The following is a 23,307-nucleotide window of genomic DNA, read 5'->3' as shown; positions in this document are numbered from 1 at the left end:
ACCCTGACTGAACCGCGAAGCCATGGCGCAACCCAAACGACAACTCCGCACGCTCGAACGCGGCATTCTCTGCCTGGCGATCGGTGCCGCCGTTCTGCTGGCGCCGCGCTTCCTGCAAGGCACGCGCTGGTTCGACATGGTGGCCGGCGCCTATCTGGTCGGATGGTTCGCGCTGGCGCTGGGCGTGGCGCTGGTGGCGGTCAGCCTTTTCAAACGCGGCAAATAACGGGCGCAGGAGCGGCCCGCGGCTCGCAAGGGCTCAGGCCTTCTTGCCGCGCAGCTTGCCGGCGAGTTCAACGCAGGCCAGCACAATGGCGCCCGCCACGACGCCGATGCCTGCATTCACCCCCATCGACCCGAGCGCACCGACCACGCCGCCGGCGGCCTTGGCCCAGTCTTCGACCGCATGGCCGAGCGCGGGCACGCCGTGCACCAGGATGCCGCCGCCCACCAGGAACATGGCCGCGGTGCCCGCCACCGACAGCCCTTTCATGAGCCACGGCGCCGCGGCAAGAATGCCGCGGCCGAGAGCCTGCGCGGCCTTGCTGGCTTGCCGGCTCAGGTAAAGGCCCGCGTCGTCGAGCTTCACGATGCCGGCGACCAGGCCGTAGACGCCGATGGTCATGATCAGCGCAATCCCCGCAAGCACCGTGAGCTGCGTGGTGAATGACTGGCCCTGCACGGTGCCCAGCGTGATGGCGATGATTTCGGCCGAGAGGATGAAGTCGGTCCGCACCGCGCCCTTGATCTTGTCCTTCTCGACCGCGACCACGTCGACGGTCTCGTCGGCCACGGCGCGCTCGTGGCGCGCGGTATCGGCCTCGTGCTCCTTCTTGTGCAGGAACTTGTGCGCGAGCTTCTCGAAGCCTTCGAAGCAGAGAAAGGCGCCGCCGATCATGAGCAGCGGCGTCACCAGCCAGGGCAGCCAGGTGCCGATGGCCAGCGCCGCCGGAACCAGGATCGCCTTGTTGATGAAGGAGCCCTTGCACACCGCCCAGACCACCGGGATTTCGCGCTCGGCCTTCACGCCCGAGACCTGCTGCGCATTGAGCGCAAGGTCGTCGCCCAGCACGCCGGCGGTCTTCTTGGCGGCAACCTTGGTGAGTATCGAGACGTCGTCCAGGACGGTTGCGATGTCGTCGAGCAGCAAAAGCAGGCTGGTGGCCATGGCAAGGGTCGGTGTGAGAAAAAAGAACCGGCGAGCTTAGCCGCAAGCGCGGCCCGCGCCGGCAATACCCGTACGCAGCCGCGCCAAGGCAGGCCGGCCGCGGGGACGCGTCAGGCGACGCTGCGTTTGAGGCGGATCTCTTCAACCCGCACGGTGCCCAGCGCGGTGGTCTTGGCGGTCTTCATTTCGCGCTTGAAGCCGGCAAGCTCGTGGAAGCGCATGGCGCGGTCGTTGCGAATGGGCACCCACACCGTCACGGTGGTGCAGCCTTCTTCCTCTAGGCCTTCACGCGCGGCGTCCCAAAGGGCCACGCCAATGCCCTTGCCCCAGTGTTCGGGCTTGACGTAGATGGCCCAGATCTCGCCTGTGGTGGACGGCGTCTTGGGGTCGCGCGAGCGGTCGAAACCGACAAAGCCGACGATTTCGCCGTCCAGCACCGCGACCTGCACCTGCGGCTCGCTGAACTCGATGGCTTCGCGCCACTTGGCTTCGCGCGAGGCGGGAGCCAGCAAGCGCAGCTCTTCTTCGGGCAGGATGCCTTCGTAGGCAGCCTTGGCGGCCAGGGCGTGGACTTCGGCGACGGCCTTGGCGTCGCGCATGGTGGCGGGGCGAACTTCGTAATCTGACATGAATGCGGAAAATCAAATGGAACCGCGTATTGTCGCCGCACCGCTAAACTGCCCGCTACTTACGCCGCATACGCAGCATCAAAAGGAGTCGATATGGCCAAAGGTCAACAGCGCGCAAACAAGGAAGCCAAGAAACCGAAGAAGGACACTTCACCGCCCAAGCCGGTAGGCACCGGCGGCATCGAGCCCGTCCGCACGATCACCACGGCGGTGATTCCGCGCGGCAAACTCAAGAACAAGTGACCGACGAGGAGGCACCAGCGGGGCCTGTGCCGCCACCGGCGGCCGCCAAGCCGGCCCAGCCCCGCAATCCGCTGCACGGGCTCACGCTGGAGGCCATCGTCACGGCGCTGGCCGACTACTACGGCTGGGAGCGGCTCGGCGAGCTGGTCCCCATCCGCTGCTTCGCGATCGACCCGAGTGTGGGTTCCAGCCTCAAGTTCCTGCGCAAGACGCCCTGGGCGCGCGAGAAGGTCGAGAGCCTTTATCTCTTCATGCTGCGCGAACAGCGCCGCGAGCAACAACACCAGCAACAGCCTCCAGAACGATGAGGGTTCGACTCGAACCGTCGGGCCTGGCTTTCGAGGCCGAGGCTGGCACCACGCTTTTGAAATCAGCCGAGGCAGCCGGCATCGAGATGCCGAGCTCCTGCCGCAACGGCACCTGCCGCACCTGCATCTGCCAGCTGGTGTCGGGCGCCATCCGCCACGTCGTCGAATGGCCTGGCCTGAGCGCCGACGAGAAAGCCGAGGGCTGGATCCTCCCCTGCGTGGCCGAGGCGCAGGGCGACGTCACGATCGATGCGCCCAAGGCGTTCTCGATCTTCTGAAAAAAGTTCGCGCCGCTTCGCCCTACTTGATGGCCGCCGCCGGCATCGCGACCACCAGCCGGTCGCGCTGCGCCAATGACGGGAACAGCTTGAACCAGCCAAGCGCCACCATCATGGTGCCCACGCCGCCCACCACCACCGAACCCACCGGCCCCAGGAGCGCTGCGGTAGCGCCCGATTCGAATTCGCCCAGCTGGTTGCTGGCGCCGATGAAGATCGAATTGACCGCGCTCACGCGGCCGCGCATGGCGTCCGGGGTTTCGAGCTGGACCAGGGTCTGGCGGATCACCACGTTGACCATGTCGGCGCCGCCCGACACCACCAGCGCGATCAGCGAGACGATGAAGCTGCGGGAAATTCCGAACACCACCATGCACAGCCCGAAGAGCCCGACGGCCAGCAGCAGCGTGCGGCCGATGTTGCGCTCGATGGGCCGGCGCGTGAGCGCGATCGACATCACCAGCGCACCCACCGCCGGCGCCCCGCGCAGCAGGCCGAGCCCCCAGGGTCCCGTGTGCAGGATGTCCTTGGCGTAGATCGGAAGCAGCGCCACCGCACCGCCCAGGAGCACCGCGAAAAGATCGAGCGAGACGGCGCCGAGCACGGGCTTGCGCTTCCAGATGAAATCGACACCGGCAAACACGGTGGCCAGCGTGACCGGTTCTCGCGCGGCCGGTGCATGGGCATAGCGCAGCCGCAGTACGAGCGCACAAGCCACCCCAAAGCACAGCACGCTGGCGCCGTACACCACCTGCATGCCCGCCACAAAAAGCAGTCCCCCCAGGGCCGGCCCGCCGATGATTGCGCCTTGCATGCCGGCCGAGCTGAAGGCCATTGCGCGCGGCAGCATGGTGGGCGGCACCAGGAGCGGCGTCAGCGCCTGCTGCGCCGGCATCTGGAAGGCCCGGACCGCGCCCAGCACCAGCGAGAGGCCCAGCAGCAGTGCACGCGTGTCGAAGCGCTGCACCACCGCGAACAGCAGCACCAGCGCCACCAGCCCCTGCACCGCAAAGCAGGCCGCCACGATGCGGCCCCGGTGATGGCGGTCGACCACGTGACCCGCCAGGAGCGCCAGCAACAGCGCGGGAACGAACTGGTAGAGGCCCACGAGCCCGAGGTCCCATGCGCTGCTGGTGAGCTCGTACATGTGCCAGCCGATGGCCACCAGGAGCATCTGCGAGGCCGCGGTGCCGAAAAGGCGCGCCACCCACATCCGCATGAACGGGCGTTCACGCGTGAGGTCGGAAAAGCTCGGTGGCGGGGAGACGGGCGCGGGGACGGGGGCAGGGCCGGACATTCGTTCGAGGATAGCCGAGGCACCATGAGCCGCGCATGAGCGTGGGCTCTCTACACTCGGTCACCCATGCCGGACACCGCCTTCATCGACTCCATCGACCTGATTTACCAGGACGCTCACCTGCTCGTGCTCAACAAGCCCGCCGGGCTGCTCTGCGTGCCCGGACGCGGCGAAGACAAGCAGGACTGCCTGAGCGCGCGCGCGATGAGGCGTTGGCCCGACGCGCTGATCGTCCATCGGCTCGACATGGCCACGAGCGGACTCGTTCTGATGGCCCGCGGCGCCGCCATGCAGCGTGCCCTCAGCGACGCCTTTGCCGAACGCCGCGTGCACAAGCGCTACCAGGCCATTGTCGATGGCGTGCTGCCGGTCAAAGATGAGTGGTCGGTGATCGATGCACCGCTGATGGCCGACTGGCCGCGGCGCCCGCTGCAGAAGGTCGATGCGGCGGGCAAGCCCAGCATCACGCGCTGGAGGTCATTGCAATCATGGTCGCCAGGCGAAGAATCCGCCGCGGCCACGCACGTGCTGCTGGAACCGCTCACGGGGCGTTCGCACCAGCTGCGCGTGCATCTGCTCTCGATCGGCCATCCGATCCTGGGTGATGCGCTCTACGGCGGTGAAGAGATTCAGGCGCGTGCGCCGCGCTTGCTGCTGCATGCAAACGAACTGGGTTTCGTGCATCCGGCGACGCAGCAGACCCTTCGATTCGAAAGCCCTCCGGACTTCGCGCTGCTGCTCAGCCGCCCTTGACCACCAGCACGGGCATGGGCGCGTCCTGCAGCACGCGCTGCGTGACACTGCCGAGCAGCAGCTTCTCGATGCCGCTGCGGCCATGCGAACCCATGACGATGAGGTCGGCCGCGATGGCAATGGCGGTGTCGACGATGCCTTCGTGCACCACGTGGCCGTCGATCACGCGCTGGTCGCTGTGCAGACCTTCGGCGGCAAGCGCCGCAACGCCGCGCGCCAAAGCCGCATTCGCGCTCGCAGTGGCCGCCGCCAGGTACTCGTTCTGGCCCAATGCGTAGTCCGCCCCCACGCCGATGAAGGGATAGTTGTCGATCACGTGGATCAGCGTAATCCGGCTCCCGAACGCCAGCGCCAGGCCGCTCGCCTTGCTGACCGCGAGCATGGAAGTTTCGGAGCCGTCGATCGGAACCAGGATGTGATTGAACATGGCGGACCTCACTTTATCGTTCGCGGACAGTCGCGGCTCGCAACCGAACCGTCCCTCGAATTTACCCCCTGCGCGGAGGCGTGACTGTAGGACTCAAGCCAGCGGGCTCAATCCCCCTGGAAACCCTGAGCGCGGCAAGTGACGACGAGGGTATCGCGCCAGCCGGCGGTACCCTCTTCGAGCGGCTGGATGGGCGTGGACTCGTGGATCACGCGTGCGTCGTCGAGCAGCAGCAGCGTCCATGGCTCGGTCATGGTGAAGCGCTCGCCGCGCCGGCCGTTGGCCTCGAACACGCGTGTCTCGCCGCCCTTGACGCCGCTGCGTCCGACCAGCGCCACCGCCACCAGGTCGACACCGTCGCGGTGCGCGCCTTCAGGCGTGGGCCGGCCGATGCCGCCCGCCGTGTCGATGCGGAACTGATGCGCTTCGACGAACCATGGCTGCGCCTTGGTGCCGCGCATGCCACTGGCCGCTTCGCCCAGGCGTTGCAGCAGGCGCTGCCATACCGGCTGCGCCACGGTGGCTTCATGCATAGGCGCGAACCAGCGCTGCATGCCGCCATGCAGCGCGTTGTATTCGACCGGCTGCCAGTGCGCACGGTGCGGCACCTGCGCGATCGACTCGCCATCGACCGTAAAGCACGCATGGCGCCGCGTGCGGTAGCGGCCGCCGTCCTTCAGGTATTCGTCCGGTGGAAGATCGTTCCAATCGGCATGCAGCGCCTCGAGCTGCGCGAGCGGCACGCCGAGCCATTCGCTCACGCCTTGCGGGCTCAGCACCGCATAGCCTTGTTCGCGCAGAGCTGCCGGCAGTTCGCCCGGCTCGATGAATGGCGGTGCGAACGCGGCCGTGGTCACGACGCGCTGACTTTCACGTCTTTCCAGAACGCCACGCGGTCGCGGATTTCCTCGGCTTCGGGCTTTGGATCGGCGTAGTACCAGGCGGCGTCGGTGTGGAGCTCACCGTTGACCAGCAGCGAGTAGTAGCTGGCTGTGCCCTTCCAGTGACAGGTGGTCTTGTGGTTGCTGAAGGTGACGTGGTCGCGGTTGAGCGAGCTCATCGGGAAATAGTGGTTGCCTTCGACGAGCACGGTGTCGTCGCTTTCGGCGATGGTGACGCCGTTCCAGGTTGCTTTCATGTCTTGCTCTCCACGGGGAAGGGATATTGTGCCCTCTGCCTTTGGCGTGGGTTTTGGTCCGGGTATATGTGGGCTTGATTGTTTTCCCGAGGCCGGGTGTCGCCCCGGCGGGCGACTCAATTTCTTTTGCTTCGCCAAAAGAAAGTAAGCAAAGAAAAGGCGACCCTACTGTCTGCGTCCCTTCGCTTCGCTGCGGGCAACCTGCGGTGCTCGACTCCGGCGGGGGTCCGCAGAACTCGCTTCGCTCAAACAGCTGTGGCCCTGATCCCGCCTGCATCTGCGCTCCTCGGCGCATACAGAAGGGGTGGGAGCGGGCAGCCTTCGCTCTCGCTCGGCCCCAACAGCCAATACCGAAGGCCACGTCACCAACCACCGCGGCGCGCAGCGCCGCGGGGGCATGGTGGCCGAGCGAAGCAAAGGCCCGTGTGGTTCCCCCGCCCCTCTGTATGCGCCGAGGAGCGCAGGGTTTCGCGGATCAGGGCTCGCAGCTGTTTGAGCGAAGCGAGTTCTGCGAGACCCCGCGAAACCCGAGCACCGCAGGTTGCCCGCAGCGAAGCGAAGGGTCGCAGACAGTGGGGTCGCCTTTCTTTTGCCTACGTTTCTTTGGCGAAGCAAAGAAAAGTAGGTCGCCCGCCGGGGCGAGTCCCGGCCTCGGAACCAAAAAAGAAGAAATCAGGCCGCAAGCCAATGCACACTAAAAAGCCTCTCGGGATCCGTCCAAACCGCCAAAGGCCGAAACCCCGCCTTCACAGCCAGCGCCCGCAACCCCTCCACAGTGAACTTGTGCGAGTACTCCGTATGAATCGTCTCACCCTCGACAAAGCCGAACCGCTCACCGTTCAATGAAACCGCCTGGTCGCGCCGGCTCACAAGATGCATCTCGATGCGCTGCTTCGGCGCGTTGTAGAACGCCGCATGCGCAAAGCCGTCGATGTCGAAATCGGTGTCGAGCTCGGCATTCGCACGCCGCAACAGATTGAGGTTGAACGCGGCGGTCACGCCTTGCGCGTCGTTGTAGGCCGCATGCAGCCGGTCCGGATCCTTCACCAGATCGACGCCAATCAAGAGCCCTCCGCCGCGCAGCATCCGCGCCGCAAGCTGCAGAAAAGCCAGCGCCTCGTCAGGCTCGAAGTTTCCGATGGTCGATCCCGGGAAAAAGCCGACGCGCTTGCCCGCGCCCGGCAATGGCGCGGGCAGCACCAGGGGCATCGTGTAGTCAGCCGCGATCGGCTGCACCGCGAGTTGCGGGTAGTCGGCCTTCAGCCGCTCGGCGGCCGCCTCCAGGTGTTCGCCCGAAATGTCGATGGGCAGGTAGCGCCGGGGCGATTCGAGCGCATCGAGCAGCAGCCGCACCTTGGTGAGGGAGCCGGCGCCGAACTCCACGATCTCGGCACCGGGACCGATCTGCCCCGCGATCTCTCCGGCGCATTCGCCGAGGATGCGCAGCTCGGTGCGCGTGGGGTAGTACTCGGGCAATTCGCAGATGCGGTCGAACAATTGCGAACCCGCCGCGTCATAAAAATACTTGGGCGAAATCCGGCGCGGCCTGCGCGCAAGACCAGCCTGCATCTCGCGGCCGAATTCGGAAAGCGGCACCGGCGCAGTGGGCTGGCGCTTCTGCTGCTGCGCGGCGGCGGTGGCAAACGAAAAGGAGGACGAGGAAGTTGGATTGCGCATGATTCAAACGTCTTTCGCGAGCCGCAGCCCCGAGAACTGCCAGCGCGCGGCCGGCGGAAAGAAGTTGCGGTAGCTGGGCCGCGTGTGCCCGGCCGGGGTGGCGACGCTGCCACCGCGCAACACCAGTTGACCCACCATGAACTTGCCGTTGTATTCGGCCGCGATGCCGGGCATGGGCCGGAAGCCGGGGTAGGGATCGTAGGAGGACCGCGTCCACTGCCAGACATGGCCGCTCATCTGCGAGATGCCGGGCGCGTCGAAGGCGGCCTCCCATTCGAACTCGGTGGGCAGCCGCGCGCTGGCCCATTCGGCGTACGCGGCGGCTTCGTAGAAGCTGAGTTGCGACACCGGCGCCTCGGCTTCCATCGGCCGAACGCCGTGCAGGCCGAAGACCTGCCAGCCGCTCTGTTGCTGCTGGCTTCCGAGGCGCGGGTCGTTGGCCTCGATCCAGTACGCGGGGTGCCGCCAACCCTGCGCCTGCACGGCAGCCCACCCGTCAGAGAGCCAGAGCTCCGGCCGCTGATAGCCGCCATCCGCAATGAACTGCGCGTAGTCGCCGCAATTCACCAGCCTGTCGGCAATGGCGTAGGGCTGCAGCAGCGCTGCATGGCGCGGCGTTTCGTTGTCGAAGGCAAAGCCTTGTCCTTCATGGCCCACCTGCACCATCCCGCCGGGCTGCGAAAGCCAGCGCATCGCGGGCGGCACCGCAGCAAGCCGCAACGCAGGCCCTGCGGCGGGCTTGTAGGCCGGCAGCAGCGGGTTGCATGACAGCGCATGAAGAATGTCGGTGAGCAAGAGTTCCTGGTGCTGCTGCTCATGGTTGAGGCCGAGCGTGACGATGGGCTCGATGGCGGCCCAATCCTGGTCGACGATGTCGCTGTCGAGCAGCGCCAGCACGGCCTCGTCGACATGGCTGCGGTAGGCATGCACCTCGTCTACCGAGGGCCGCGTGAGCAGCCCGCGCTGCGGCCGTGGATGGCGCGGGCCGAGCGCCTCGTAGTACGAATTGAAGAGGTAATGAAAACGTGTATCGAACGGCCGGTAGCCTGCGGCGTGCGGCTGGAGCAGCACGGTCTCGAAAAACCACGTGGTGTGGGCCAGGTGCCACTTGGTCGGGCTCGCGTCGGGCATCGACTGGATGCATTGGTCTTCGGCGGAGAGCGGCGCGGCGAGTGCCAGGCTGGCGGCGCGCACTTCGCGGAACCTGTCGCGCAGTGCGCTTGCCGCCTGGGTGATCGGCCGGGAAAGCGTCATGGTGTCTCCAGTCGGGTCAACCGCAATTTGTAGCCGATCGGTGTTGCCGCATCACGTAGGACAAGTGCCCGCCCTGCCCTGTGCTGCGGGGGCCCGCCCGATCGGTGGGGGAGCCACTTTGGCACAAGATGGGCTGACGTGCAGGGCGCCTGCGTATCATCCGCTCGATGCAAACGAACAACGCCTCCGTCCGCCCCCGTGTCGTCATCGTCGGCTGCGGATTCGGCGGACTCGAAGCCGCCCGCAAGCTCGAGGGTGCCGACGTCGACGTCACGGTGATCGAAAAGACCAACCACCACCTGTTCCAGCCCCTGCTCTACCAGGTGGCGACCGCCGGGCTGGCCGCACCATCGATTGCAGCGCCCGTGCGCACCCTGTTCCGCCAGCAGCCGCGCATCACCACGCTGCTCGGCGAAGTGAGCGCCATCGATACCTCGGCACAAGCGGTGCATTTGGCCAACGGAAACCGCGTCCCGTACGACCACCTGGTTGTCGCGGCCGGCGCCACGCACAGCTATTTCGGCCACGACGAATGGGCGCCCGTTGCGCCCGGCCTCAAGACGCTGGCCGATGCCTTCGAGATCCGCCGCCGCGTGCTGATGTCGTTCGAGGCGGCCGAGACCGCCACCGACCCGGCGCGCCGCCGAGCTTTCCTCACCTTCGCGGTGATCGGCGCCGGGCCGACCGGCGTCGAAATGGCCGGCACGCTGGCCGAAATTGCCAAGCACACGCTTTCCGGCGAGTTCCGCCACATCGATCCCGGCAGCGCGCAGGTGCTGCTGATCGAAGGCGGGCCGCGCGTGCTGCAGGCCATGCCCGAGAGCCTCAGCCAAAAGGCGCTTGATCAACTGGAAAAACTCGGTGTGGAGGTGCGGCTCAACGCACGCGTCACCGCCATCGACGCCACCGGGCTCGAAGTGCAGTCAGGCGGTGGTGCGGACGGCGCGCCGGTCACCAGCTACCGCATCGACACCAGCTGCGTGGTGTGGGCGGCGGGCGTTGCGGCATCTCCGCTCGGCCGCATGCTGGGCGAAGCGACCGGTGTCGAGTGCGACCGCGCCGGCCGCATCAAGGTCGAACCCGATCTGAGCCTGGCCGGCCATCCCGAGATCAGCGTGGTGGGCGATCTTGCGGCTGCCCTGAGCCACGCGCCCGGCAAGCCGCCCAAGCCGGTGCCCGGCGTGTCGCCCGGCGCCAAGCAGATGGGCCGCGCGTCGGCCGCGAATATTTTGCGCCGCATCAAGGGCGAGCCGACCGTGCCCTTCCGCTACCGCGACTACGGCAACCTGGCCACCATCGGCCGCAACTCCGCCGTGGTGGACCTGGGCACGCCCTTCGGCCCGCTGCGCTTCAGCGGCCGGCTCGCATGGCTCTTCTGGCTGTTCGCGCATGCGTACTTCTTGATCGGCTTCCGCAACCGCATCGTGGTGATGATGGACTGGGCCAGCGCCTATTGGAGCTTTCAGCGCAACGCACGCGTGGTGGCCGACGTGCAGGGCAGGAGCGAGTCGTAGCCATAGCGCATGACCTGCGAGCGGGTGGCCGCAGCAGGGCTCAGAACAGAGCTTCGCTCGAATCGCTCTCGCGCTGACGCCGCCGCCATTCCCACGGCGGCGTCGGCTTGGCACTGGCCCACAGCCCCAGGCGCTGCGCGCGCGCGCCGTCCTGCAGCTTGAACAACCCGCCGCCGCGCCGCGTGGCGATTCCGTTGAAGTCGTACACCCAGGCCCAGCCTTCGGAGACCAGGTGGGTGCCTGCGTCCTGCCCCTTGCAGCTCACGTCGGCCACCGTGCGGCCATAGCGGTCGGTGTCGCGCTCGGCGATCACGGCCTGCTCGAAATAGCAGAGGCGGCTCAGCGCCTGCCGGCTGCGTTGGCCATAAGGCTGCGATCTTTCAGGTGCGTCGATCGCGGCGATGCGCACCTTGACCTCTTCATAGGAACCGAAGCGCCCGCATCGGGCTGTGAGCGTGTCGCCGTCGCTGATGCCGACGACGAGGCATGTTCGAGGGGCGGCATGCGACAGCAGGGGCAGAAGCGCAAAACAGATGGCGGAGAGAAAGCGCAAGTGCATGGAGCGGAGAAAGAAAAGCCGTGGCGGCCAAAGCCACGGATTCTCCGTGCGAAGTGCCGCGGCCCGGCGGCACGAACCCGTTGTTACGCCGCGCCGCCGTTCTCGTCTTCCTGCAACAACCGCCACATCACCTTGCCGCTCCCACTCTTGGGCAGTGCATCGACGAACTGCACCTTGCGCGGAATCTTGTAGACGGCCATGTTCTCGCGGCACCAGTCGATGATGTCCTGCTCGGTGGTGTCCTTGTGCGTGGCGCGCAGCACCACCACGGCCTTGACCGATTCGCCGCGGTAGCTGTCCTTCGTCGAGATGACGCAGGCCTCCTGGATGGCGGGATGGCGGAACATCAGCAGCTCGACCTCGGCGGGCCACACCTTGAAGCCGCTCGCGTTGATCATTCGCTTGAGCCGGTCGGTGATGAAGAAATAGCCGTCCTCGTCCATGCGGCCCATGTCGCCCGAGCGGAAGAAGCGCTTGCCTTCGAACTCGACGAAAGCGGCACGGGTTGCATCGGGGCGTTTCCAGTAGCCCTGGAACACCTCGGGGCCGTGGATGATGATTTCTCCCGATTCGCCGATGGGCATTTCGGCCAGCGTATCGGGATCGACCACGCGCGCATCGGTGCTCATGAACGGAATGCCCAGGCACTGCTGCTTGGGGTTGTCCGACGGATTGGTGTGCGATGGCGCCGCCGTTTCGGTAAGGCCGTAGCCCTCCTGGTACTTGAGGCCGTATTGCTCGAAGAGGCGCTGCGCCACGGCCTGCGGCATGGCGGCGCCGCCGCCGCCGATGTGGGTGATGCTCGACAGGTCGTAGCTCGCGAAGTGGGGGCTGGCCATGAGGTCGATCACCATGGTCGGGATGTTGGTCCAGCTCGTCACCTTCCAGCGCGAGATGAGGCGCCCGGCCACGTCGCGGTCCCAACGCGGCATGATCACCAGCGTGCCCCCCGCGACGATAGAGGTGTGCATCATGCTCACCACGCCCGTGATGTGGAACATGGGCACCACGGCCAGCACCACCGCTTCCGACGTAGCCTGGCCCCAGAGTTGACCAGCCACCGCGTTGTGCATGAGGCTCGAGTGATGGTGCACGCAGCCCTTGGGCAGGCCGGTGGTGCCGCTGGTGTAGGGCAGCAGCGCCATGTCGTTGGCGCCCACCACGTGCTCGGGCGCGGCATGGCCTGCGGCCAGCGCGTCGGTCCACGCCATGGCCTTGCCGCCCGCCAGCTCGGGCAGGGGATGGCGCATGGTGAGCCATTCCTTCCATGCCGGCGCGGGGGCGTCGTCGCCGGTCGCGTCGGCGTCGAAGGCATCGGTGAACTGGGTCACGATGATGTGCGACAGCCGCTGCTCTGGCGGCAGCGCATTGCTGGCCCTGGCCAGCTCCCCAGCCAGGTCGCCGGTGGTGATGGCTACCTTGGCGTCGGGGTCGACGATGTAGTGCTTGAGCTCTTCGGCCCGGTTCATCGGGTTGACTGGCACCACCACCGCATTGGCGCGCAGGATTGCGAAATGCGCAATCACGAGCTGCGGGCAGTTCTGCATGTCCAGCACCACGCGGTCGCCGCGCTTTACGCCCAGCGCATGCAGCGTGCCGGCCAGGCGCTCGGCCTGCTCTGCGAAATCGCGATAGTTCACCACGCGGCCGAAGAACACCAGCGCTGCCTTGTCCGGATAGCGCGCCGCCGACGTCGCGAGGTTGTGCCAGAGCGAGGTTGCGGGCACGGTAATCGAATGCGGAAGGCGCTTGGGCCAGAACTTGTAGTGCGGGCGTTGTTGCATGGTCGGGGGCAGTCGGTCGAAGGGAGGGAAAAAGGAACAGTCCGCAGCCTAAGGCGACCCGTGCGCCGCTCCCATCGGGGAAGCCCCCGGAGCCGTCACCTTGGCGACGCCCATTTGTTTCAACGCCGCGATCCGCACCGCACGCGCCTTGCGACTACAGACAAGCGCGGCATTCCGCGCGAACCTTCGGCTCCCCCCACCGTCACCCCTATGAAGGAGAGATTTCATGCCAGCAGACAAGCACGCAAGCGTTCACTGGGAAGGCGCCGGCAAGACCGGCAAAGGCCAGGTCAGCACCGAAACCGGCGCCCTCAAGGACTATCCCTACGGCTTCGCAAGCCGCTTTGAGGATGACAAGCGCGGCACCAACCCCGAGGAGATCGTCGGTGCGGCCCATGCGGCCTGCTTGACGATGGCCTTTGCCTTCGCGCTCGAGAAAGAGGGCTTCACCGCCACCAGGATCGACACCAAGGCCGCTGTGCGCCTGGCCAAGGACGGTGAAGGCTTCAAGATCGACCGCATCGCGCTCGAGCTCGACGCCGCCGTGCCAAAGCTCGATGAAGCCAAGTTCCACCAGATCGCGGCCGCCGCCAAGGCCGGATGCCCGTTGTCGAAGGCGCTGGCCAGCGTGCCGGAGATCACGTTGAAGGCCACGCTCGCGGGCTGAGCGCTGCTTATGATCGTCTCCACTACAAGAGGAGACGATCCATGGCCCACCGCCAACCGGTCCGCGCCGCCATCCTGGCGGCCTTTTCAATCGCGTCGTTCGCATCTTTCGGCTTGGGCGGCCTGGCCCAGGCCGCCTACCCGGACAAGCCCATCAAGGTCGTCATCGGCTTTCCTGCCGGTGGCCCGCTCGACCAGCATGCGCGCCTTTTGACCGACAAGCTGCAGGCCGTGCTCGGCCAGCCGCTGATCGTCGACTACAAACCCGGCGCGGGCGGCTCGGTGGGCGCCGATGCGGTCGCCAAGAGCCCGGCCGACGGCTACACCCTGCTGCTGGCCAATACCGGCGTGGCCGTGATCAACGGCGCGCTCTACAGCAAGTTGCCCTACAACACGCAACGCGACTTCGTGCCCATTGCACGCACCGCCATGCAACCGCTGGCGCTGCTGGTCACGCCCAAGCTGCCAGTACAGAACCTCAAGGAGTTTGTCGACTACGCCAGGGCGCGGCCGGGCCAGGTCAACTACGGCTCGGCCGGCAATGGCGGCATCAGCCACCTGGTGCCAGAGATGTTCAAGACCGCGACCGGCATCTTCATGGTGCACATTCCCTACCGCGGCAGCGCACCGGCCTTTACCGACCTGATGGCTGGGCAGGTGCAGTTCATGGCCGAATCGATTCCGCAAGCCGCCAACTACCACAAGCAAGGCAAGGTGCGCGCCCTGGCCGTGACCAGCCGCGAGCGCAACCCCGCCCTCCCTGACGTGCCGACTGTCATCGAGTCGGGCATCAAGGGCTTCGAGGTGGTGGGCTTCTACGGCTTTCTTGCGCCCAAGGACACACCCAAGGACGTGGTCGCCAAGCTCAGCGATGCGTTCAAGCAGGTGCTGACCAGCCCCGAGGTGCGCGAGCGCATGGTGAGCCAGGGCGCGGACCCGGCCTTCCTGGGCAGCGAGGAGTTCGCGCGCTTCCTGGCCACGGAAACGCCGCGGTGGGAAAGGGCGGTGAAGGCTTCAGGCGCACGGATGGACTAAAAGGACGAGTGACCGGACGCCCGCATTTTGGGCGGCTTGTGCGCAACCCAACCCATTTCGGTGCACATATCTTGCATACCAGTTGGCACAAAAGCTGCTGGTATGCAGGCCTATGGCCATTTCCGCATCCGAAATCAGTGCACGCATCGTCGAAGCGGTGATGGCGCAAAAGCTCGCGCCGGGTTCGCGCCTGGGCGAGCAGCAGCTTGCCATGCTGTTCGACTGCAGCCGCACCATCGTGCGGGAAGCGCTCACCCGCCTGGCCGCGCGCGGCATCGTCACCGTGAGCGCACGGCGCGGCTGGTTCGTGATCGAACCCTCCCAGGACGAGGCGCGCGAAGCCTTCGAAGCCCGGCGCGTCATCGAGCTTGGCCTTATCCGCAGTGCGGGCAACACCGGCAAGATCGACAAGTCCGCACTGCGCCAGTTGAAGGCGCACCTTCAGCGTGAAAAAACCGCGCTGAAGGAAAACGACGTCGGCAACCGCAGCTTCCTGCTCGGCGACTTTCACGTGTGCCTGGCCGAATGCCTGGGCAACACCCTCCTGGCCGACACGCTGCGCGACTTCACGGCGCGCACCACCCTGATCGCCATGCTCTACCAGTCTTCGCACGACGCCGTGCAGTCCTGCGAAGACCACGTGCAGATCGTTGCCGCACTCGAGAGGGGCGATCACGCCGCCGCCGAGGCATTGATGGCTGCGCACATCGGCACGGTGCAATCGGCGCTGCGCGTGCAGGCGCCCACCGATCCACTCGCGCAACTGCGAGATGCGCTGGCACCGCTTCAAAACACCTCGGCCAAGCCGAAGCGGCGCAAAGCCGCGCCCTCCCCCGACGACACCGATTCAACGACTTACCTAGGAGCCCTGCTATGAACTTCTCTTCGTCCAAACGCCACCTCACCCTCGCACTTGCTTCGGTTGCCATGCTGGCTGCAGCGGGCGCCGCCCAAGCCCAGAACGCCCTGGACAACGTGCTGAAGGCCAAGACCATCAAGATCGCCGTGCCCACCGACTACCCGCCGTACGGCTCGGTCGACAAGAACATGAAGCCGCAGGGCCTTGACGTGGAAATGGCCGAGCTGATCGCCGCCAAGCTGGGTGTGAAGGTCGAGCTCGTGCCCGTGACCAGCGCCAACCGCATTCCTTACCTGCAGACCCGCAAGGCCGACCTCGTGATCTCCACGCTGGGCAAGAACCCCGAGCGCGAGAAGGTGATCGAGTTCTCTTCGGCCTATGCGCCTTTCTTCCAGGCCGTGTACGCCGCCAAGAGCATGAAACTCACCAGTTTTGCCGACATGGCCGGCAAGACCGTCGCCGTGACGCGTGGCGCCATGGAAGACCAGGAACTGAACAAGGTGGCGCCGCCGAACGTCGACTACCGCCGCTTCGAGGACAACAACGCAACCATCGCAGCCTTCGTGGCCGGCCAGACGCAAACCGTTGCCACCAGCGCGGCTGTGGCCGGCGACATGCTGGCCAAGAACCCGAAGGTCAGCGCCGAGTTCAAGCTGCTGCTGAAAGACAGTCCGTGCTACGTTGGCGTGGCAAAGGGCGAAACCGCACTGAAGACCAAGGTCAACGAGATCATCGCCGCGGCCAAGAAGGACGGCACGCTCGATGCCATGTCCAAGAAGTGGCTCGGCAAGGCATCCGGCGACCTGCCCGTCTGACCGACGCTGAACCTTTCATAAAGGCGCCGCCATGGAATTCGATTTCGGTGCAGTTCTTGTCGACTGGCGGCTGCTCGCCAAGGGCATTGCCTGGACAGTCGGCCTGACGGCCATTGCCACGGTCATCGGCATGGCCGTGGGCGTGGCCTGCGCCTGGGCGCGCGCCAACGGGCCGCCGTGGCTGCGCTGGGTGGCGGGCAGCTACGTGGAGCTGATCCGCAACACGCCCTTCATCGTGCAACTGTTCTTCATCTTCTTCGGGCTGCCGGCCGCGGGCGTCAAGCTCACGCCCGAGACGGCATCGATCATCGCGATGGTGATGAACCTCGGCGCCTACTCCACCGAGATCATCCGCGCCGGCATCGAGGCCACGCCCAAGGGGCAGATCGAGGCGGCCGTGAGCCTGGCGCTCAACAAGTTGCAGGTGTTCATCCGCGTGGTGCTGCCGCCGGCGCTCAAGAAGGTGTGGCCCGCCATGGTGAGCCAGATCATCATCGTGATGCTGGGCTCGGCCGTCTGCGGGCAGATCTCCACCGAAGAGCTGAGCTATGCGGCCAACCTCATCCAGAGCCGCAACTTCCGTGCTTTCGAGTCCTTCATCATTGCCACGCTGCTCTACCTGGCGCTGGCGGTGGCGCTGCGCAAATTGCTCAATTGGGCCGGGCCGAGATTTTTCTTCGGCCGCTGAACGCAGGAAGCCACACCATGGTCGATTTTTCTCTCTGGGACATTCTGCGCAACCTGTTGATGGCACTGCGCTGGACGGTCGTTCTGTCGTTCATCGCCTTCGTTGGCGGCGGACTGGTCGGCGGCTTGCTGCTGTTTTTGCGTCTGCGCGGCGGCAGCGTCATGAACCGCGCCGTCGGCGTCTACGTGCAGCTGTTCCAGGGCACGCCGCTCCTGATGCAGCTGTTTCTCGCCTACTTCGGCATCGCGCTGTTCGGCGTCGACGTGTCGGCGTGGACCGCAGCGAGCGTGGCGCTCACGCTCTACACCAGCGCCTTTCTCACCGAGATCTGGCGCGGCTGCGTGGCCTCCATTCCCAAGGGCCAGTGGGAAGCTTCGGGCAGCCTGGCCCTGAGCTTTGCCGAGCAGATGCGCCACGTGATCCTGCCGCAGGCCGTGAAGATCGCGATCGCGCCGACGGTCGGCTTCCTGGTGCAGGTCATCAAGGGCACCGCGCTCGCCTCGGTCATCGGCTTCGTCGAACTCACCAAGGCCGGCAGCATGATTTCGAACGCCACCTTCAAGCCCTTCGTGGTGTTCAGCTGCGTGGCGCTGCTTTATTTCGTGCTGTGCTTTCCGGTAAGCCTGTACGCCAAGAACCTCGAGAGGAAATCCCATGGCCGCCGTGCTTGAATCCCCCGTCTCTTCCACCTCCTCCTCCGCCGCGCCCATCGTGCGCGTGACCGCGCTGCGCAAATCGTATGGCGCCAACGAGGTGCTCAAGGGCATCGATCTCGAAGTGAAGCGCGGCGAGGTCATCGCCATCATCGGCAAGAGCGGCTCGGGCAAGAGCACTCTCTTGCGCTGCATCAACGGGCTAGAGGTGTTCCAGGAGGGCTCGCTCACTGTCGATGGCAAGCCCCTGCTGCACGAAAGCGCCATGGCCATGCGCGAGTTGCGCCAGCGCGTGGGCATGATCTTCCAGAGCTTCAACCTGTTTCCGCATCTCTCGGTCGGCAAGAACGTGATGCTCGCACCCACGTTGGTGAAAAAGCGCGGCGGCATGGAGGCGGCGTCGCAGGCGCGCAAGCTGCTCGAGCGCGTCAACCTGGCCGAGAAGTTCGACGCTATGCCCGACCAGCTCTCTGGCGGACAGCAGCAGCGCGTGGCCATTGCCCGCGCGCTGGCCATGGAACCGGCCGTGCTGCTGTGCGACGAGATCACCTCGGCGCTTGACCCCGAACTGGTGGGCGAGGTGCTACGCGTGGTGGAGTCGCTGGCCGACGAAGGCATGACGCTTCTCATGGTCACGCACGAGATGAGCTTTGCGCGCAAGGTGAGCGACCGGGTGATCTTCATGCACCAGGGCCGCGTGCATGAGATCGGCCCGCCGGCCGAACTGTTCGGCAATCCTCAGACGGCCGAACTCAAGCAGTTTCTTTCGTCGCTGCACGACTGAGCCGCAAGCCACCGCTACTTGCGGGCCGTTGCCTTCGTGCGCTTGCGCACGGCCATGCCGGGCGGCGGCTCGAAGTTGTCGTCGGTGCCAAGGCCGGTGGCCACGCCGAGCCGGGCCGCCAGGTGCGCGGCATCGTAGGGCGCGTGCACCTTCACGTCGTTGTCGAAATAGCAGTACACGTCGCGTCCCTTGCGCCCGGCCAATCGGCGCGAAGGCGCGGCCAGCTTGGCATCCTTGACCTGGCGTCCATGGCGCCACGCATCGATGCGCTCGGCCCAGCTATCGAGCGCTTCGTCGCTGTAACCGCTGGCGTAGAGCTCCTTGTCGCCATGCAGCCGCATGTAGACAAAGTCAGCGCAGAGGTCTTCGAGCAGCGGCCAGCGTCCTGCCGTATCGGCAACAACCAACGCGACTTTCTGCCGGCGCAGCAGCGCGATGAATTCCGGATTCGCGAAACTGGCATGCCGCACTTCCAGCGCATGGCGAAGGCGCAGTTTCGCAGGCACCTTCAACAACGTGCGGTCTTCACCGACCTTCTCGTTGTGCTGGCGTGCGAGCGCCAGCGCGGAACGGCCGTCCCGGGGCAAAAGCGTGAAGAATTCCTCCAGGCGATCGGCGTTGTAGACAAAGTACGGCGGCAGCTGCCAGAGGATCGGTCCGAGTTTGGAGCCGAGTGCGAACACACCCGAGGCAAAGAAGTTGGCGAGCGCGGTGCGCGGTTCCTTGAGCCGCAGGTTGTGGGTGATGTAGCGCGGCCCCTTCACCGCAAACACGAAATCATCCGGTGTCGCGTCATGCCATGCCTGGTAGGACTCGGGGCGCTGCAGCGAATAGAAGGAGCCGTTGATTTCGATGGTCGGCAGCATGCGCGAGGCAAAATCGAGCTCCAGGCGCTGCGCCAGCCCCTGCGGATAAAAGCGCCCCCGCCATGGCGCATAGCGCCAGCCAGAAATTCCGATTCGCGTGGCGCGCTGCATCGTTCGTCTTTTTCTTGCCGAAGCCCCGAACGTGGCTCGCCGAACAGCGCCGGCGCGTAGGAAATATTCCCTTCCGCATAGCAGCATGGGGAACTTGCGAACGCGCCGGACCCGCTGGCTGGAACCACGCGGGCTGTGGCAAGCTCCGAGAAGTATGCAAATCCCTCCCATGCCCTTCAACTCCCGCCGCTGGGTGCTGCGCGCGCTGCTCGGCGCCACGGTCCTGCAATCGCCGCTTTCGGCGCTGGCAGGTTTCAATTTCTTCCTGAGCGAATACACCGCAACCCGCGACGAATTGCAGGCGCAGATCGCCAAGCGCTTTCCGGTGGCCGAACGCTATGCCGAGATCTTCATGGTCGGGCTGCGCGATCCGCAACTGGGCCTGGACGCGCGCGGCAACCGCGCGGCCATCACGGCCACGCTGACCATCGCGAGCCCCCTCTTGGCCGCATCGCCGGTGCAGGGCGTGGTCTCGGTCAGCAGTGCGTTGCGCTACGACGCTGCCACGCGCGCGCTGCGGCTCGACCAACCCAAGGCCGAGCGCCTCGAGTTGCAGGGCGTGCAGGGCCGCGATGCCGAGAGGCTGCAGAAGATAGGCGCGGTGGTCGCCCAGGAACTGCTGCAAGGCCAAATACTGCGCAGCTTCACCGCCGAAGAACTCACCGTCGGCCGCAAGACCTACGAAATCGGCGACATCACGGTGCTAGACGACGGCATCAAGGTACAGCTCAAATGAAATATCCCCTGCTTGCCGCCGCACTGCTTATTGCAGGCTGCGCGGCCGTTCTCCCCAAGGCAAAGCAGCACTTCGACTTGGAGGCTCACCGCGGCGGACGCGGCCTTGCACCCGAGAACACGTTGGCGGCTTTCTCGAAGGCCATCGACCTGGGCGTGAACACGCTCGAGCTCGACATTGGTCTGACGGCCGACGGCGTGGTCGTGATCTCGCACGACACCACTCTCAACCCCGACCACACGCGGGACGCGAACGGCGCATGGCTGGCTCCGCAGAGCGGCGCCACCGTGCGCTCGCTCACGCTGGCGCAAATTCAGGGCTACGACGTGGGCCGCCTCAATCCCGCGAGCAATTACGGCAAGCAGTTTGCATTGCAAATCCCGCAAGACGGCGAACGCATTCCAACCCTGGCCGCCCTGTTCGACCACGTGCGTGCACGGGGCGCCGCGGCCGCCACGGTGCGCTTCAACATCGAGACCAAGATCGATCCGGCCAAGCCTGACGAGACCGCCGCGCCCGAGCCGATGGTGCGCGCCCTGCTCGCCGAGATCGACAAGGCGCAGATGGGCGGCCGGGTCACCGTCCAGAGCTTCGATTGGCGCACGCTCGCGCTGGTCGGCCAGCTTGCGCCCCAGTTGCCGCGCGCCTATCTCAGCAGCGCGCGCACGCTCAAGGACAGCCGCTGGACGGCCGGGCTCGATAGCACCAACTTCACCTCCACTCCGCAACTGGTCAAGGCCGCTTCAGGCAAGTCGGCAGGGCCGGTGATCTGGTCGCCGGCCTACAACGACCTGACCCCGGCGGCCATCAAGGAGGCACAGGGCCTGGGCTTCAAGGTGCTGCCCTGGACCGTGAACCAACGCGCCGACATGCTGCGGCTGATGGACTGGGGCGTGGACGGCATCATTACCGACTACCCCGATGTGCTGCGCGACTTGATGCGCGAACGCGGGCTGTCGCTGCCGCCACCCGGAAAGGCCGCGTCATGAACACCGCCGCACGGCAACTCGAAGACCTCGGTAGCCGCATCGCGGCATTGCAAAGCGGCAGTGGCTCGGCCTCCGCGCTTTCGAACGAAGCGCGTGCCAGCACGGACCTGCTGGGCGCCCTGCCGCCGCGCTACGCGGAGGTGCTGCTGAACCTGCTCGACCGGCTCGAATCGAGTGCGCTCTTCAGCGAGGAGAGCTGCTCCTTCAGCCAGAAGGACCTGCTCGACAACCTGCAGGTGTGGGTCGACAAGGCTCGCGGGCAGCTCGTGTCTTGAGGAGACCCCACATGCAAAGACGAACACTTCTTCTGCGCGCCGGCTCGGCGCTGGCGCTCGCCTCCACCGCGGCATGGCCGCTCGCCGCGTTGGCCGCGGCGCCGATGGTCGAGATCTGGAAGGACCCGAACTGCGGGTGCTGCCAGGATTGGGTCAAGCACCTCAATGCAAACGGCTTTACAACGCGCGTGCACGATGACGGCAACAACGCTGCGCGCGCCCGGCTCGGCGTGCCCGACAAATTGGGCTCGTGCCACACCGGCATGGTCGGCGGCTATGCGCTCGAAGGCCACGTGCCCGCGCGCGAGGTGCACCGGCTGCTGCGTGAAAAGCCGAAAGCCATCGGCCTTGCCGTGCCGGGCATGCCGGTCGGCTCACCGGGGATGGACGGCGCGGTCTACGGAAACCAGCGCGATCCCTACGACGTTCTGCTGGTGCTTGCCGACGGCGGCTCTCGCGTTTACCAGAGCTACCGCTGAACCGGTACGGCCCGGTCAGCTGAAGCGGCCAGGATCGAACGGACCCAGCGCCGTCTCGGGCGCGGTGCCCGCCAGCAACTGCGCTGCCAGCCTGCCGGTGCGCGCGGAGCCGCAGAGGCCCACATGGCCATGCCCGAAGGCCAGCACGACGTCCGCGCTGGCCGCGGCGGCGCCGATGCATGGCAACCCATCGGGCAGGCTGGGCCGGTGGCCGAGCCAGTGCTTCACCACAACCGAATCCGCCGGCTGATCGGCCAGGGCGGGAAACATCGATTGCAGGTGGCGATGCAGGATCTCGGCGCGGCGCCAGTCGGGCGCAGCCTCGAGTCCGCCGATCTCGACCTGCCCGGCCGCACGCAGGCCGCCGTCCATCCAGTGCGCGATGAGCTTGCCATCGGCCACCATGGTCGGCGTGCGCGGACCCACCACAGCGCCTTCGACCACCACGTGGTAGCCGCGCTCCGATTCGAGTGGCACAGGGGAGCCGGCTAACGCGGCGAGTGGGCCCGAGCGAGCGCCCGCGCAGATGGCGGCAGCGTCGCAGACGATCTCCCCGGCCTCCGTTTGCACCGCGCGCAGCCGTCCGCCTTCGATACGAAAGCCCGTGGCGCGCGCCGCCACGCGCTCTGCACCGGCCTCCATCGCATGTCGCGCCAGCGCGGCCACGTAGGCCCCAGGGTTGCGGCAGTGGCCGGCCTCGGGCACGAAGATGCCGAGCGTGTAGCGCGCATCGAGATCGGGCTCGCGCTGCCGCAGTTCCGGCCCAGCCCACTCGTCCCACTGCACGCCGGTGCGCCGGCGTACACGCCAGCCGAGCGCGTCAGACTCGAACTCTTCGCGCGACCGGTACGCATGCAGCAGCCCGCGCTGCTCGATGAGTTGCGGCACGCCGGCCTCTGCGGCCAGCCGGGCATGCAGGGCCGGCGCATCGGCAAGCAGGGTGCGCAGTGCGTCGGCCGTGCGCTGCACGCGCGCCTCGGTCCAGCCCGAGGCCAGGTAGCGCAGCAGCCAGGGCAAGGACCGCGGCAGATAGCGCCAGCGCAGCGCGAGCGGCCCTAGCGGATCGGCCAGCCAGCCGGGCACCTTGCGCCACGCACCGGGCAACGCAGGCGGCACCACGGAATGCGAGGACAACCAGCCCGCGTTGCCGTAGCTCGTGGCCTGCGGCCCGCCCGGCTCGCCGGGCTCCACCACCGTCACGCGCAGGCCGGCGCGCAAGGCCTCGATGGCCGTCGCACTGCCCACGGCGCCCGCGCCGATCACGACCGCGTGACGCCCGGCGCCGCCCGCGGAGAAACTTCTTGCAACTGTCATGGACGCCT

Annotated in this window: 29 protein-coding genes; 17 read left to right on the top strand and 12 right to left on the bottom strand. The window is 66.5% G+C overall.

The window, feature by feature from the left end:
* Positions 1–22: 22 nt before the first annotated feature.
* A complete protein-coding gene (locus tag J2X92_RS15145) occupies positions 23–226 on the top strand; it encodes a hypothetical protein (RefSeq protein WP_307576786.1) in 204 nt (67 codons plus the stop codon).
* Positions 227–259: 33 nt separating this feature from the next.
* Here the strand turns inward: J2X92_RS15145 and J2X92_RS15140 are convergent, their stop codons facing one another.
* Positions 260–1,168 (bottom strand): DUF808 domain-containing protein, encoded by a 909-nt coding sequence (locus J2X92_RS15140; RefSeq protein WP_307576785.1) that lies wholly within the window; start codon positions 1,166–1,168, stop codon positions 260–262.
* Positions 1,169–1,278: 110 nt separating this feature from the next.
* The gene (locus J2X92_RS15135; RefSeq protein WP_093016032.1) at positions 1,279–1,797 is read right to left on the bottom strand and encodes a GNAT family N-acetyltransferase; all 519 of its coding nucleotides are present in this window, start codon (positions 1,795–1,797) and stop codon (positions 1,279–1,281) included.
* Between the two features lie 93 nt (positions 1,798–1,890).
* On the opposite strand from J2X92_RS15135, the gene J2X92_RS15130 reads away from it, so the two are divergent.
* The 3 genes from J2X92_RS15130 to J2X92_RS15120 are packed head-to-tail and all read left to right on the top strand — an operon-like array spanning position 1,891 to position 2,626.
* Complete coding sequence (locus J2X92_RS15130; RefSeq protein ID WP_015866429.1) at positions 1,891–2,040, top strand: hypothetical protein; 150 nt, start codon at positions 1,891–1,893, stop codon at positions 2,038–2,040.
* Positions 2,037–2,348, top strand: coding sequence for a VF530 family protein (locus tag J2X92_RS15125; protein ID WP_307576784.1), 312 nt, complete (start codon positions 2,037–2,039; stop codon positions 2,346–2,348). The genes J2X92_RS15130 and J2X92_RS15125 overlap by 4 nt, the downstream gene beginning before the upstream one ends.
* Positions 2,345–2,626, top strand: coding sequence for a 2Fe-2S iron-sulfur cluster-binding protein (locus tag J2X92_RS15120; RefSeq protein WP_307576783.1), 282 nt, complete (start codon positions 2,345–2,347; stop codon positions 2,624–2,626). Before J2X92_RS15125 ends, J2X92_RS15120 begins: the two co-directional genes overlap by 4 nt.
* 22 nt (positions 2,627–2,648) lie before the next feature.
* On the opposite strand, the gene J2X92_RS15115 is transcribed toward J2X92_RS15120, so the two are convergent.
* A complete protein-coding gene (locus tag J2X92_RS15115; protein ID WP_307576782.1) occupies positions 2,649–3,923 on the bottom strand; it encodes an MFS transporter in 1,275 nt (424 codons plus the stop codon).
* Between the two features lie 66 nt (positions 3,924–3,989).
* On the opposite strand from J2X92_RS15115, the gene J2X92_RS15110 reads away from it, so the two are divergent.
* Positions 3,990–4,676: an RluA family pseudouridine synthase gene (locus J2X92_RS15110; RefSeq protein ID WP_307576781.1), complete on the top strand. Its 687-nt coding sequence runs from the start codon at positions 3,990–3,992 to the stop codon at positions 4,674–4,676.
* Here the strand turns inward: J2X92_RS15110 and J2X92_RS15105 are convergent.
* From J2X92_RS15105 to egtB, 5 genes are all read right to left on the bottom strand, one after another.
* Complete coding sequence (locus J2X92_RS15105) at positions 4,663–5,103, bottom strand: universal stress protein (RefSeq protein WP_055799091.1); 441 nt, start codon at positions 5,101–5,103, stop codon at positions 4,663–4,665. The two genes, J2X92_RS15110 and J2X92_RS15105, sit on opposite strands and share 14 nt — an antisense overlap.
* 107 nt (positions 5,104–5,210) lie before the next feature.
* Positions 5,211–5,960 (bottom strand): 2OG-Fe dioxygenase family protein, encoded by a 750-nt coding sequence (locus J2X92_RS15100; protein ID WP_307576780.1) that lies wholly within the window; start codon positions 5,958–5,960, stop codon positions 5,211–5,213.
* On the bottom strand, positions 5,957–6,241 hold the full coding sequence (locus tag J2X92_RS15095; protein WP_307576779.1) for a DUF427 domain-containing protein: 285 nt from the start codon (positions 6,239–6,241) through the stop codon (positions 5,957–5,959). Before J2X92_RS15095 ends, J2X92_RS15100 begins: the two co-directional genes overlap by 4 nt.
* 672 nt (positions 6,242–6,913) lie before the next feature.
* A complete protein-coding gene (gene egtD / locus J2X92_RS15090; protein WP_307576778.1) occupies positions 6,914–7,918 on the bottom strand; it encodes an L-histidine N(alpha)-methyltransferase in 1,005 nt (334 codons plus the stop codon).
* Between the two features lie 3 nt (positions 7,919–7,921).
* Positions 7,922–9,172: an ergothioneine biosynthesis protein EgtB gene (gene egtB / locus J2X92_RS15085; protein ID WP_307576777.1), complete on the bottom strand. Its 1,251-nt coding sequence runs from the start codon at positions 9,170–9,172 to the stop codon at positions 7,922–7,924.
* Between the two features lie 167 nt (positions 9,173–9,339).
* Here egtB and J2X92_RS15080 point away from each other — a divergent pair, with 167 nt between their 5' ends.
* Positions 9,340–10,686, top strand: a complete 1,347-nt coding sequence (locus J2X92_RS15080; protein ID WP_307576776.1) for an NAD(P)/FAD-dependent oxidoreductase — start codon at positions 9,340–9,342, stop codon at positions 10,684–10,686.
* Positions 10,687–10,726: 40 nt separating this feature from the next.
* On the opposite strand, the gene J2X92_RS15075 is transcribed toward J2X92_RS15080, so the two are convergent.
* Positions 10,727–11,245, bottom strand: a complete 519-nt coding sequence (locus J2X92_RS15075; RefSeq protein ID WP_307576775.1) for a thermonuclease family protein — start codon at positions 11,243–11,245, stop codon at positions 10,727–10,729.
* Between the two features lie 83 nt (positions 11,246–11,328).
* On the bottom strand, positions 11,329–13,029 hold the full coding sequence (locus J2X92_RS15070; RefSeq protein ID WP_307576774.1) for a long-chain fatty acid--CoA ligase: 1,701 nt from the start codon (positions 13,027–13,029) through the stop codon (positions 11,329–11,331).
* Positions 13,030–13,255: 226 nt separating this feature from the next.
* On the opposite strand from J2X92_RS15070, the gene J2X92_RS15065 reads away from it, so the two are divergent.
* From J2X92_RS15065 to J2X92_RS15035, 7 genes are all read left to right on the top strand, one after another.
* Positions 13,256–13,696 carry an OsmC family protein gene (locus J2X92_RS15065; protein WP_093016004.1) on the top strand — a complete coding sequence of 147 codons (441 nt, stop codon included), beginning with the start codon at positions 13,256–13,258 and terminating at the stop codon, positions 13,694–13,696.
* 41 nt (positions 13,697–13,737) lie between these two features.
* The gene (locus J2X92_RS15060) at positions 13,738–14,730 is read left to right on the top strand and encodes a Bug family tripartite tricarboxylate transporter substrate binding protein (protein WP_307576773.1); all 993 of its coding nucleotides are present in this window, start codon (positions 13,738–13,740) and stop codon (positions 14,728–14,730) included.
* 112 nt (positions 14,731–14,842) lie between these two features.
* A complete protein-coding gene (locus tag J2X92_RS15055) occupies positions 14,843–15,607 on the top strand; it encodes a GntR family transcriptional regulator (RefSeq protein ID WP_307576772.1) in 765 nt (254 codons plus the stop codon).
* The gene (locus J2X92_RS15050) at positions 15,604–16,404 is read left to right on the top strand and encodes a transporter substrate-binding domain-containing protein (RefSeq protein ID WP_307576771.1); all 801 of its coding nucleotides are present in this window, start codon (positions 15,604–15,606) and stop codon (positions 16,402–16,404) included. Before J2X92_RS15055 ends, J2X92_RS15050 begins: the two co-directional genes overlap by 4 nt.
* Positions 16,405–16,435: 31 nt before the next feature.
* Complete coding sequence (locus J2X92_RS15045; RefSeq protein ID WP_307576770.1) at positions 16,436–17,092, top strand: amino acid ABC transporter permease; 657 nt, start codon at positions 16,436–16,438, stop codon at positions 17,090–17,092.
* 17 nt (positions 17,093–17,109) lie between these two features.
* Positions 17,110–17,763 carry an amino acid ABC transporter permease gene (locus J2X92_RS15040; protein WP_028260104.1) on the top strand — a complete coding sequence of 218 codons (654 nt, stop codon included), beginning with the start codon at positions 17,110–17,112 and terminating at the stop codon, positions 17,761–17,763.
* A complete protein-coding gene (locus tag J2X92_RS15035) occupies positions 17,747–18,529 on the top strand; it encodes an amino acid ABC transporter ATP-binding protein (protein ID WP_307576769.1) in 783 nt (260 codons plus the stop codon). The genes J2X92_RS15040 and J2X92_RS15035 overlap by 17 nt, the downstream gene beginning before the upstream one ends.
* Before the next feature lie 14 nt (positions 18,530–18,543).
* Here J2X92_RS15035 and J2X92_RS15030 read toward each other — a convergent pair whose 3' ends face one another.
* Positions 18,544–19,506: a DUF72 domain-containing protein gene (locus J2X92_RS15030; RefSeq protein WP_307576768.1), complete on the bottom strand. Its 963-nt coding sequence runs from the start codon at positions 19,504–19,506 to the stop codon at positions 18,544–18,546.
* A gap of 169 nt (positions 19,507–19,675) precedes the next feature.
* Here J2X92_RS15030 and J2X92_RS15025 point away from each other — a divergent pair, with 169 nt between their 5' ends.
* Genes J2X92_RS15025 through J2X92_RS15010 form a run of 4 tightly spaced genes read left to right on the top strand, consistent with a single transcriptional unit; the run spans position 19,676 to position 21,985 of the window.
* Entirely contained in the window at positions 19,676–20,242 is a 567-nt protein-coding gene (locus tag J2X92_RS15025) for a DUF1439 domain-containing protein (RefSeq protein WP_307576767.1), read from the top strand.
* The gene (locus J2X92_RS15020; protein ID WP_307576766.1) at positions 20,239–21,231 is read left to right on the top strand and encodes a glycerophosphodiester phosphodiesterase; all 993 of its coding nucleotides are present in this window, start codon (positions 20,239–20,241) and stop codon (positions 21,229–21,231) included. The genes J2X92_RS15025 and J2X92_RS15020 overlap by 4 nt, the downstream gene beginning before the upstream one ends.
* On the top strand, positions 21,228–21,506 hold the full coding sequence (locus J2X92_RS15015; protein WP_307576765.1) for a hypothetical protein: 279 nt from the start codon (positions 21,228–21,230) through the stop codon (positions 21,504–21,506). The genes J2X92_RS15020 and J2X92_RS15015 overlap by 4 nt, the downstream gene beginning before the upstream one ends.
* Positions 21,507–21,517: 11 nt before the next feature.
* Positions 21,518–21,985 carry a DUF411 domain-containing protein gene (locus tag J2X92_RS15010; RefSeq protein ID WP_307576764.1) on the top strand — a complete coding sequence of 156 codons (468 nt, stop codon included), beginning with the start codon at positions 21,518–21,520 and terminating at the stop codon, positions 21,983–21,985.
* A gap of 15 nt (positions 21,986–22,000) precedes the next feature.
* Here J2X92_RS15010 and J2X92_RS15005 read toward each other — a convergent pair whose 3' ends face one another.
* The gene (locus tag J2X92_RS15005) at positions 22,001–23,299 is read right to left on the bottom strand and encodes an NAD(P)/FAD-dependent oxidoreductase (RefSeq protein ID WP_307576763.1); all 1,299 of its coding nucleotides are present in this window, start codon (positions 23,297–23,299) and stop codon (positions 22,001–22,003) included.
* Between the last annotated feature and the right edge of the window lie 8 nt (positions 23,300–23,307).

Origin of the sequence: Variovorax paradoxus, assembly GCF_030811855.1 — a bacterium.
Lineage (GTDB): Bacteria > Pseudomonadota > Gammaproteobacteria > Burkholderiales > Burkholderiaceae_C > Variovorax > Variovorax paradoxus_L.
The sequence above is the reverse complement of the archived record's forward strand: the minus strand, read 5'-3'. Positions and strand labels throughout refer to the sequence as shown.

What these genes read in the sequence shown, in the direction of transcription:
- J2X92_RS15145 (WP_307576786.1), top strand. Translation starts at nt 23, where the DNA reads ATGGCGCAACCCAAACGACAACTCCGCACGCTCGAACGCGGCATTCTC.
- J2X92_RS15140 (WP_307576785.1), bottom strand. Translation starts at nt 1,168, where the DNA reads ATGGCCACCAGCCTGCTTTTGCTGCTCGACGACATCGCAACCGTCCTG.
- J2X92_RS15135 (WP_093016032.1), bottom strand. Translation starts at nt 1,797, where the DNA reads ATGTCAGATTACGAAGTTCGCCCCGCCACCATGCGCGACGCCAAGGCC.
- J2X92_RS15130 (WP_015866429.1), top strand. Translation starts at nt 1,891, where the DNA reads ATGGCCAAAGGTCAACAGCGCGCAAACAAGGAAGCCAAGAAACCGAAG.
- J2X92_RS15120 (WP_307576783.1), top strand. Translation starts at nt 2,345, where the DNA reads ATGAGGGTTCGACTCGAACCGTCGGGCCTGGCTTTCGAGGCCGAGGCT.
- J2X92_RS15115 (WP_307576782.1), bottom strand. Translation starts at nt 3,923, where the DNA reads ATGTCCGGCCCTGCCCCCGTCCCCGCGCCCGTCTCCCCGCCACCGAGC.
- J2X92_RS15110 (WP_307576781.1), top strand. Translation starts at nt 3,990, where the DNA reads ATGCCGGACACCGCCTTCATCGACTCCATCGACCTGATTTACCAGGAC.
- J2X92_RS15105 (WP_055799091.1), bottom strand. Translation starts at nt 5,103, where the DNA reads ATGTTCAATCACATCCTGGTTCCGATCGACGGCTCCGAAACTTCCATG.
- J2X92_RS15095 (WP_307576779.1), bottom strand. Translation starts at nt 6,241, where the DNA reads ATGAAAGCAACCTGGAACGGCGTCACCATCGCCGAAAGCGACGACACC.
- egtD (WP_307576778.1), bottom strand. Translation starts at nt 7,918, where the DNA reads ATGCGCAATCCAACTTCCTCGTCCTCCTTTTCGTTTGCCACCGCCGCC.
- egtB (WP_307576777.1), bottom strand. Translation starts at nt 9,172, where the DNA reads ATGACGCTTTCCCGGCCGATCACCCAGGCGGCAAGCGCACTGCGCGAC.
- J2X92_RS15080 (WP_307576776.1), top strand. Translation starts at nt 9,340, where the DNA reads ATGCAAACGAACAACGCCTCCGTCCGCCCCCGTGTCGTCATCGTCGGC.
- J2X92_RS15075 (WP_307576775.1), bottom strand. Translation starts at nt 11,245, where the DNA reads ATGCACTTGCGCTTTCTCTCCGCCATCTGTTTTGCGCTTCTGCCCCTG.
- J2X92_RS15070 (WP_307576774.1), bottom strand. Translation starts at nt 13,029, where the DNA reads ATGCAACAACGCCCGCACTACAAGTTCTGGCCCAAGCGCCTTCCGCAT.
- J2X92_RS15065 (WP_093016004.1), top strand. Translation starts at nt 13,256, where the DNA reads ATGCCAGCAGACAAGCACGCAAGCGTTCACTGGGAAGGCGCCGGCAAG.
- J2X92_RS15060 (WP_307576773.1), top strand. Translation starts at nt 13,738, where the DNA reads ATGGCCCACCGCCAACCGGTCCGCGCCGCCATCCTGGCGGCCTTTTCA.
- J2X92_RS15055 (WP_307576772.1), top strand. Translation starts at nt 14,843, where the DNA reads ATGGCCATTTCCGCATCCGAAATCAGTGCACGCATCGTCGAAGCGGTG.
- J2X92_RS15050 (WP_307576771.1), top strand. Translation starts at nt 15,604, where the DNA reads ATGAACTTCTCTTCGTCCAAACGCCACCTCACCCTCGCACTTGCTTCG.
- J2X92_RS15045 (WP_307576770.1), top strand. Translation starts at nt 16,436, where the DNA reads ATGGAATTCGATTTCGGTGCAGTTCTTGTCGACTGGCGGCTGCTCGCC.
- J2X92_RS15040 (WP_028260104.1), top strand. Translation starts at nt 17,110, where the DNA reads ATGGTCGATTTTTCTCTCTGGGACATTCTGCGCAACCTGTTGATGGCA.
- J2X92_RS15035 (WP_307576769.1), top strand. Translation starts at nt 17,747, where the DNA reads ATGGCCGCCGTGCTTGAATCCCCCGTCTCTTCCACCTCCTCCTCCGCC.
- J2X92_RS15030 (WP_307576768.1), bottom strand. Translation starts at nt 19,506, where the DNA reads ATGCAGCGCGCCACGCGAATCGGAATTTCTGGCTGGCGCTATGCGCCA.
- J2X92_RS15025 (WP_307576767.1), top strand. Translation starts at nt 19,676, where the DNA reads ATGCCCTTCAACTCCCGCCGCTGGGTGCTGCGCGCGCTGCTCGGCGCC.
- J2X92_RS15020 (WP_307576766.1), top strand. Translation starts at nt 20,239, where the DNA reads ATGAAATATCCCCTGCTTGCCGCCGCACTGCTTATTGCAGGCTGCGCG.
- J2X92_RS15015 (WP_307576765.1), top strand. Translation starts at nt 21,228, where the DNA reads ATGAACACCGCCGCACGGCAACTCGAAGACCTCGGTAGCCGCATCGCG.
- J2X92_RS15010 (WP_307576764.1), top strand. Translation starts at nt 21,518, where the DNA reads ATGCAAAGACGAACACTTCTTCTGCGCGCCGGCTCGGCGCTGGCGCTC.
- J2X92_RS15005 (WP_307576763.1), bottom strand. Translation starts at nt 23,299, where the DNA reads ATGACAGTTGCAAGAAGTTTCTCCGCGGGCGGCGCCGGGCGTCACGCG.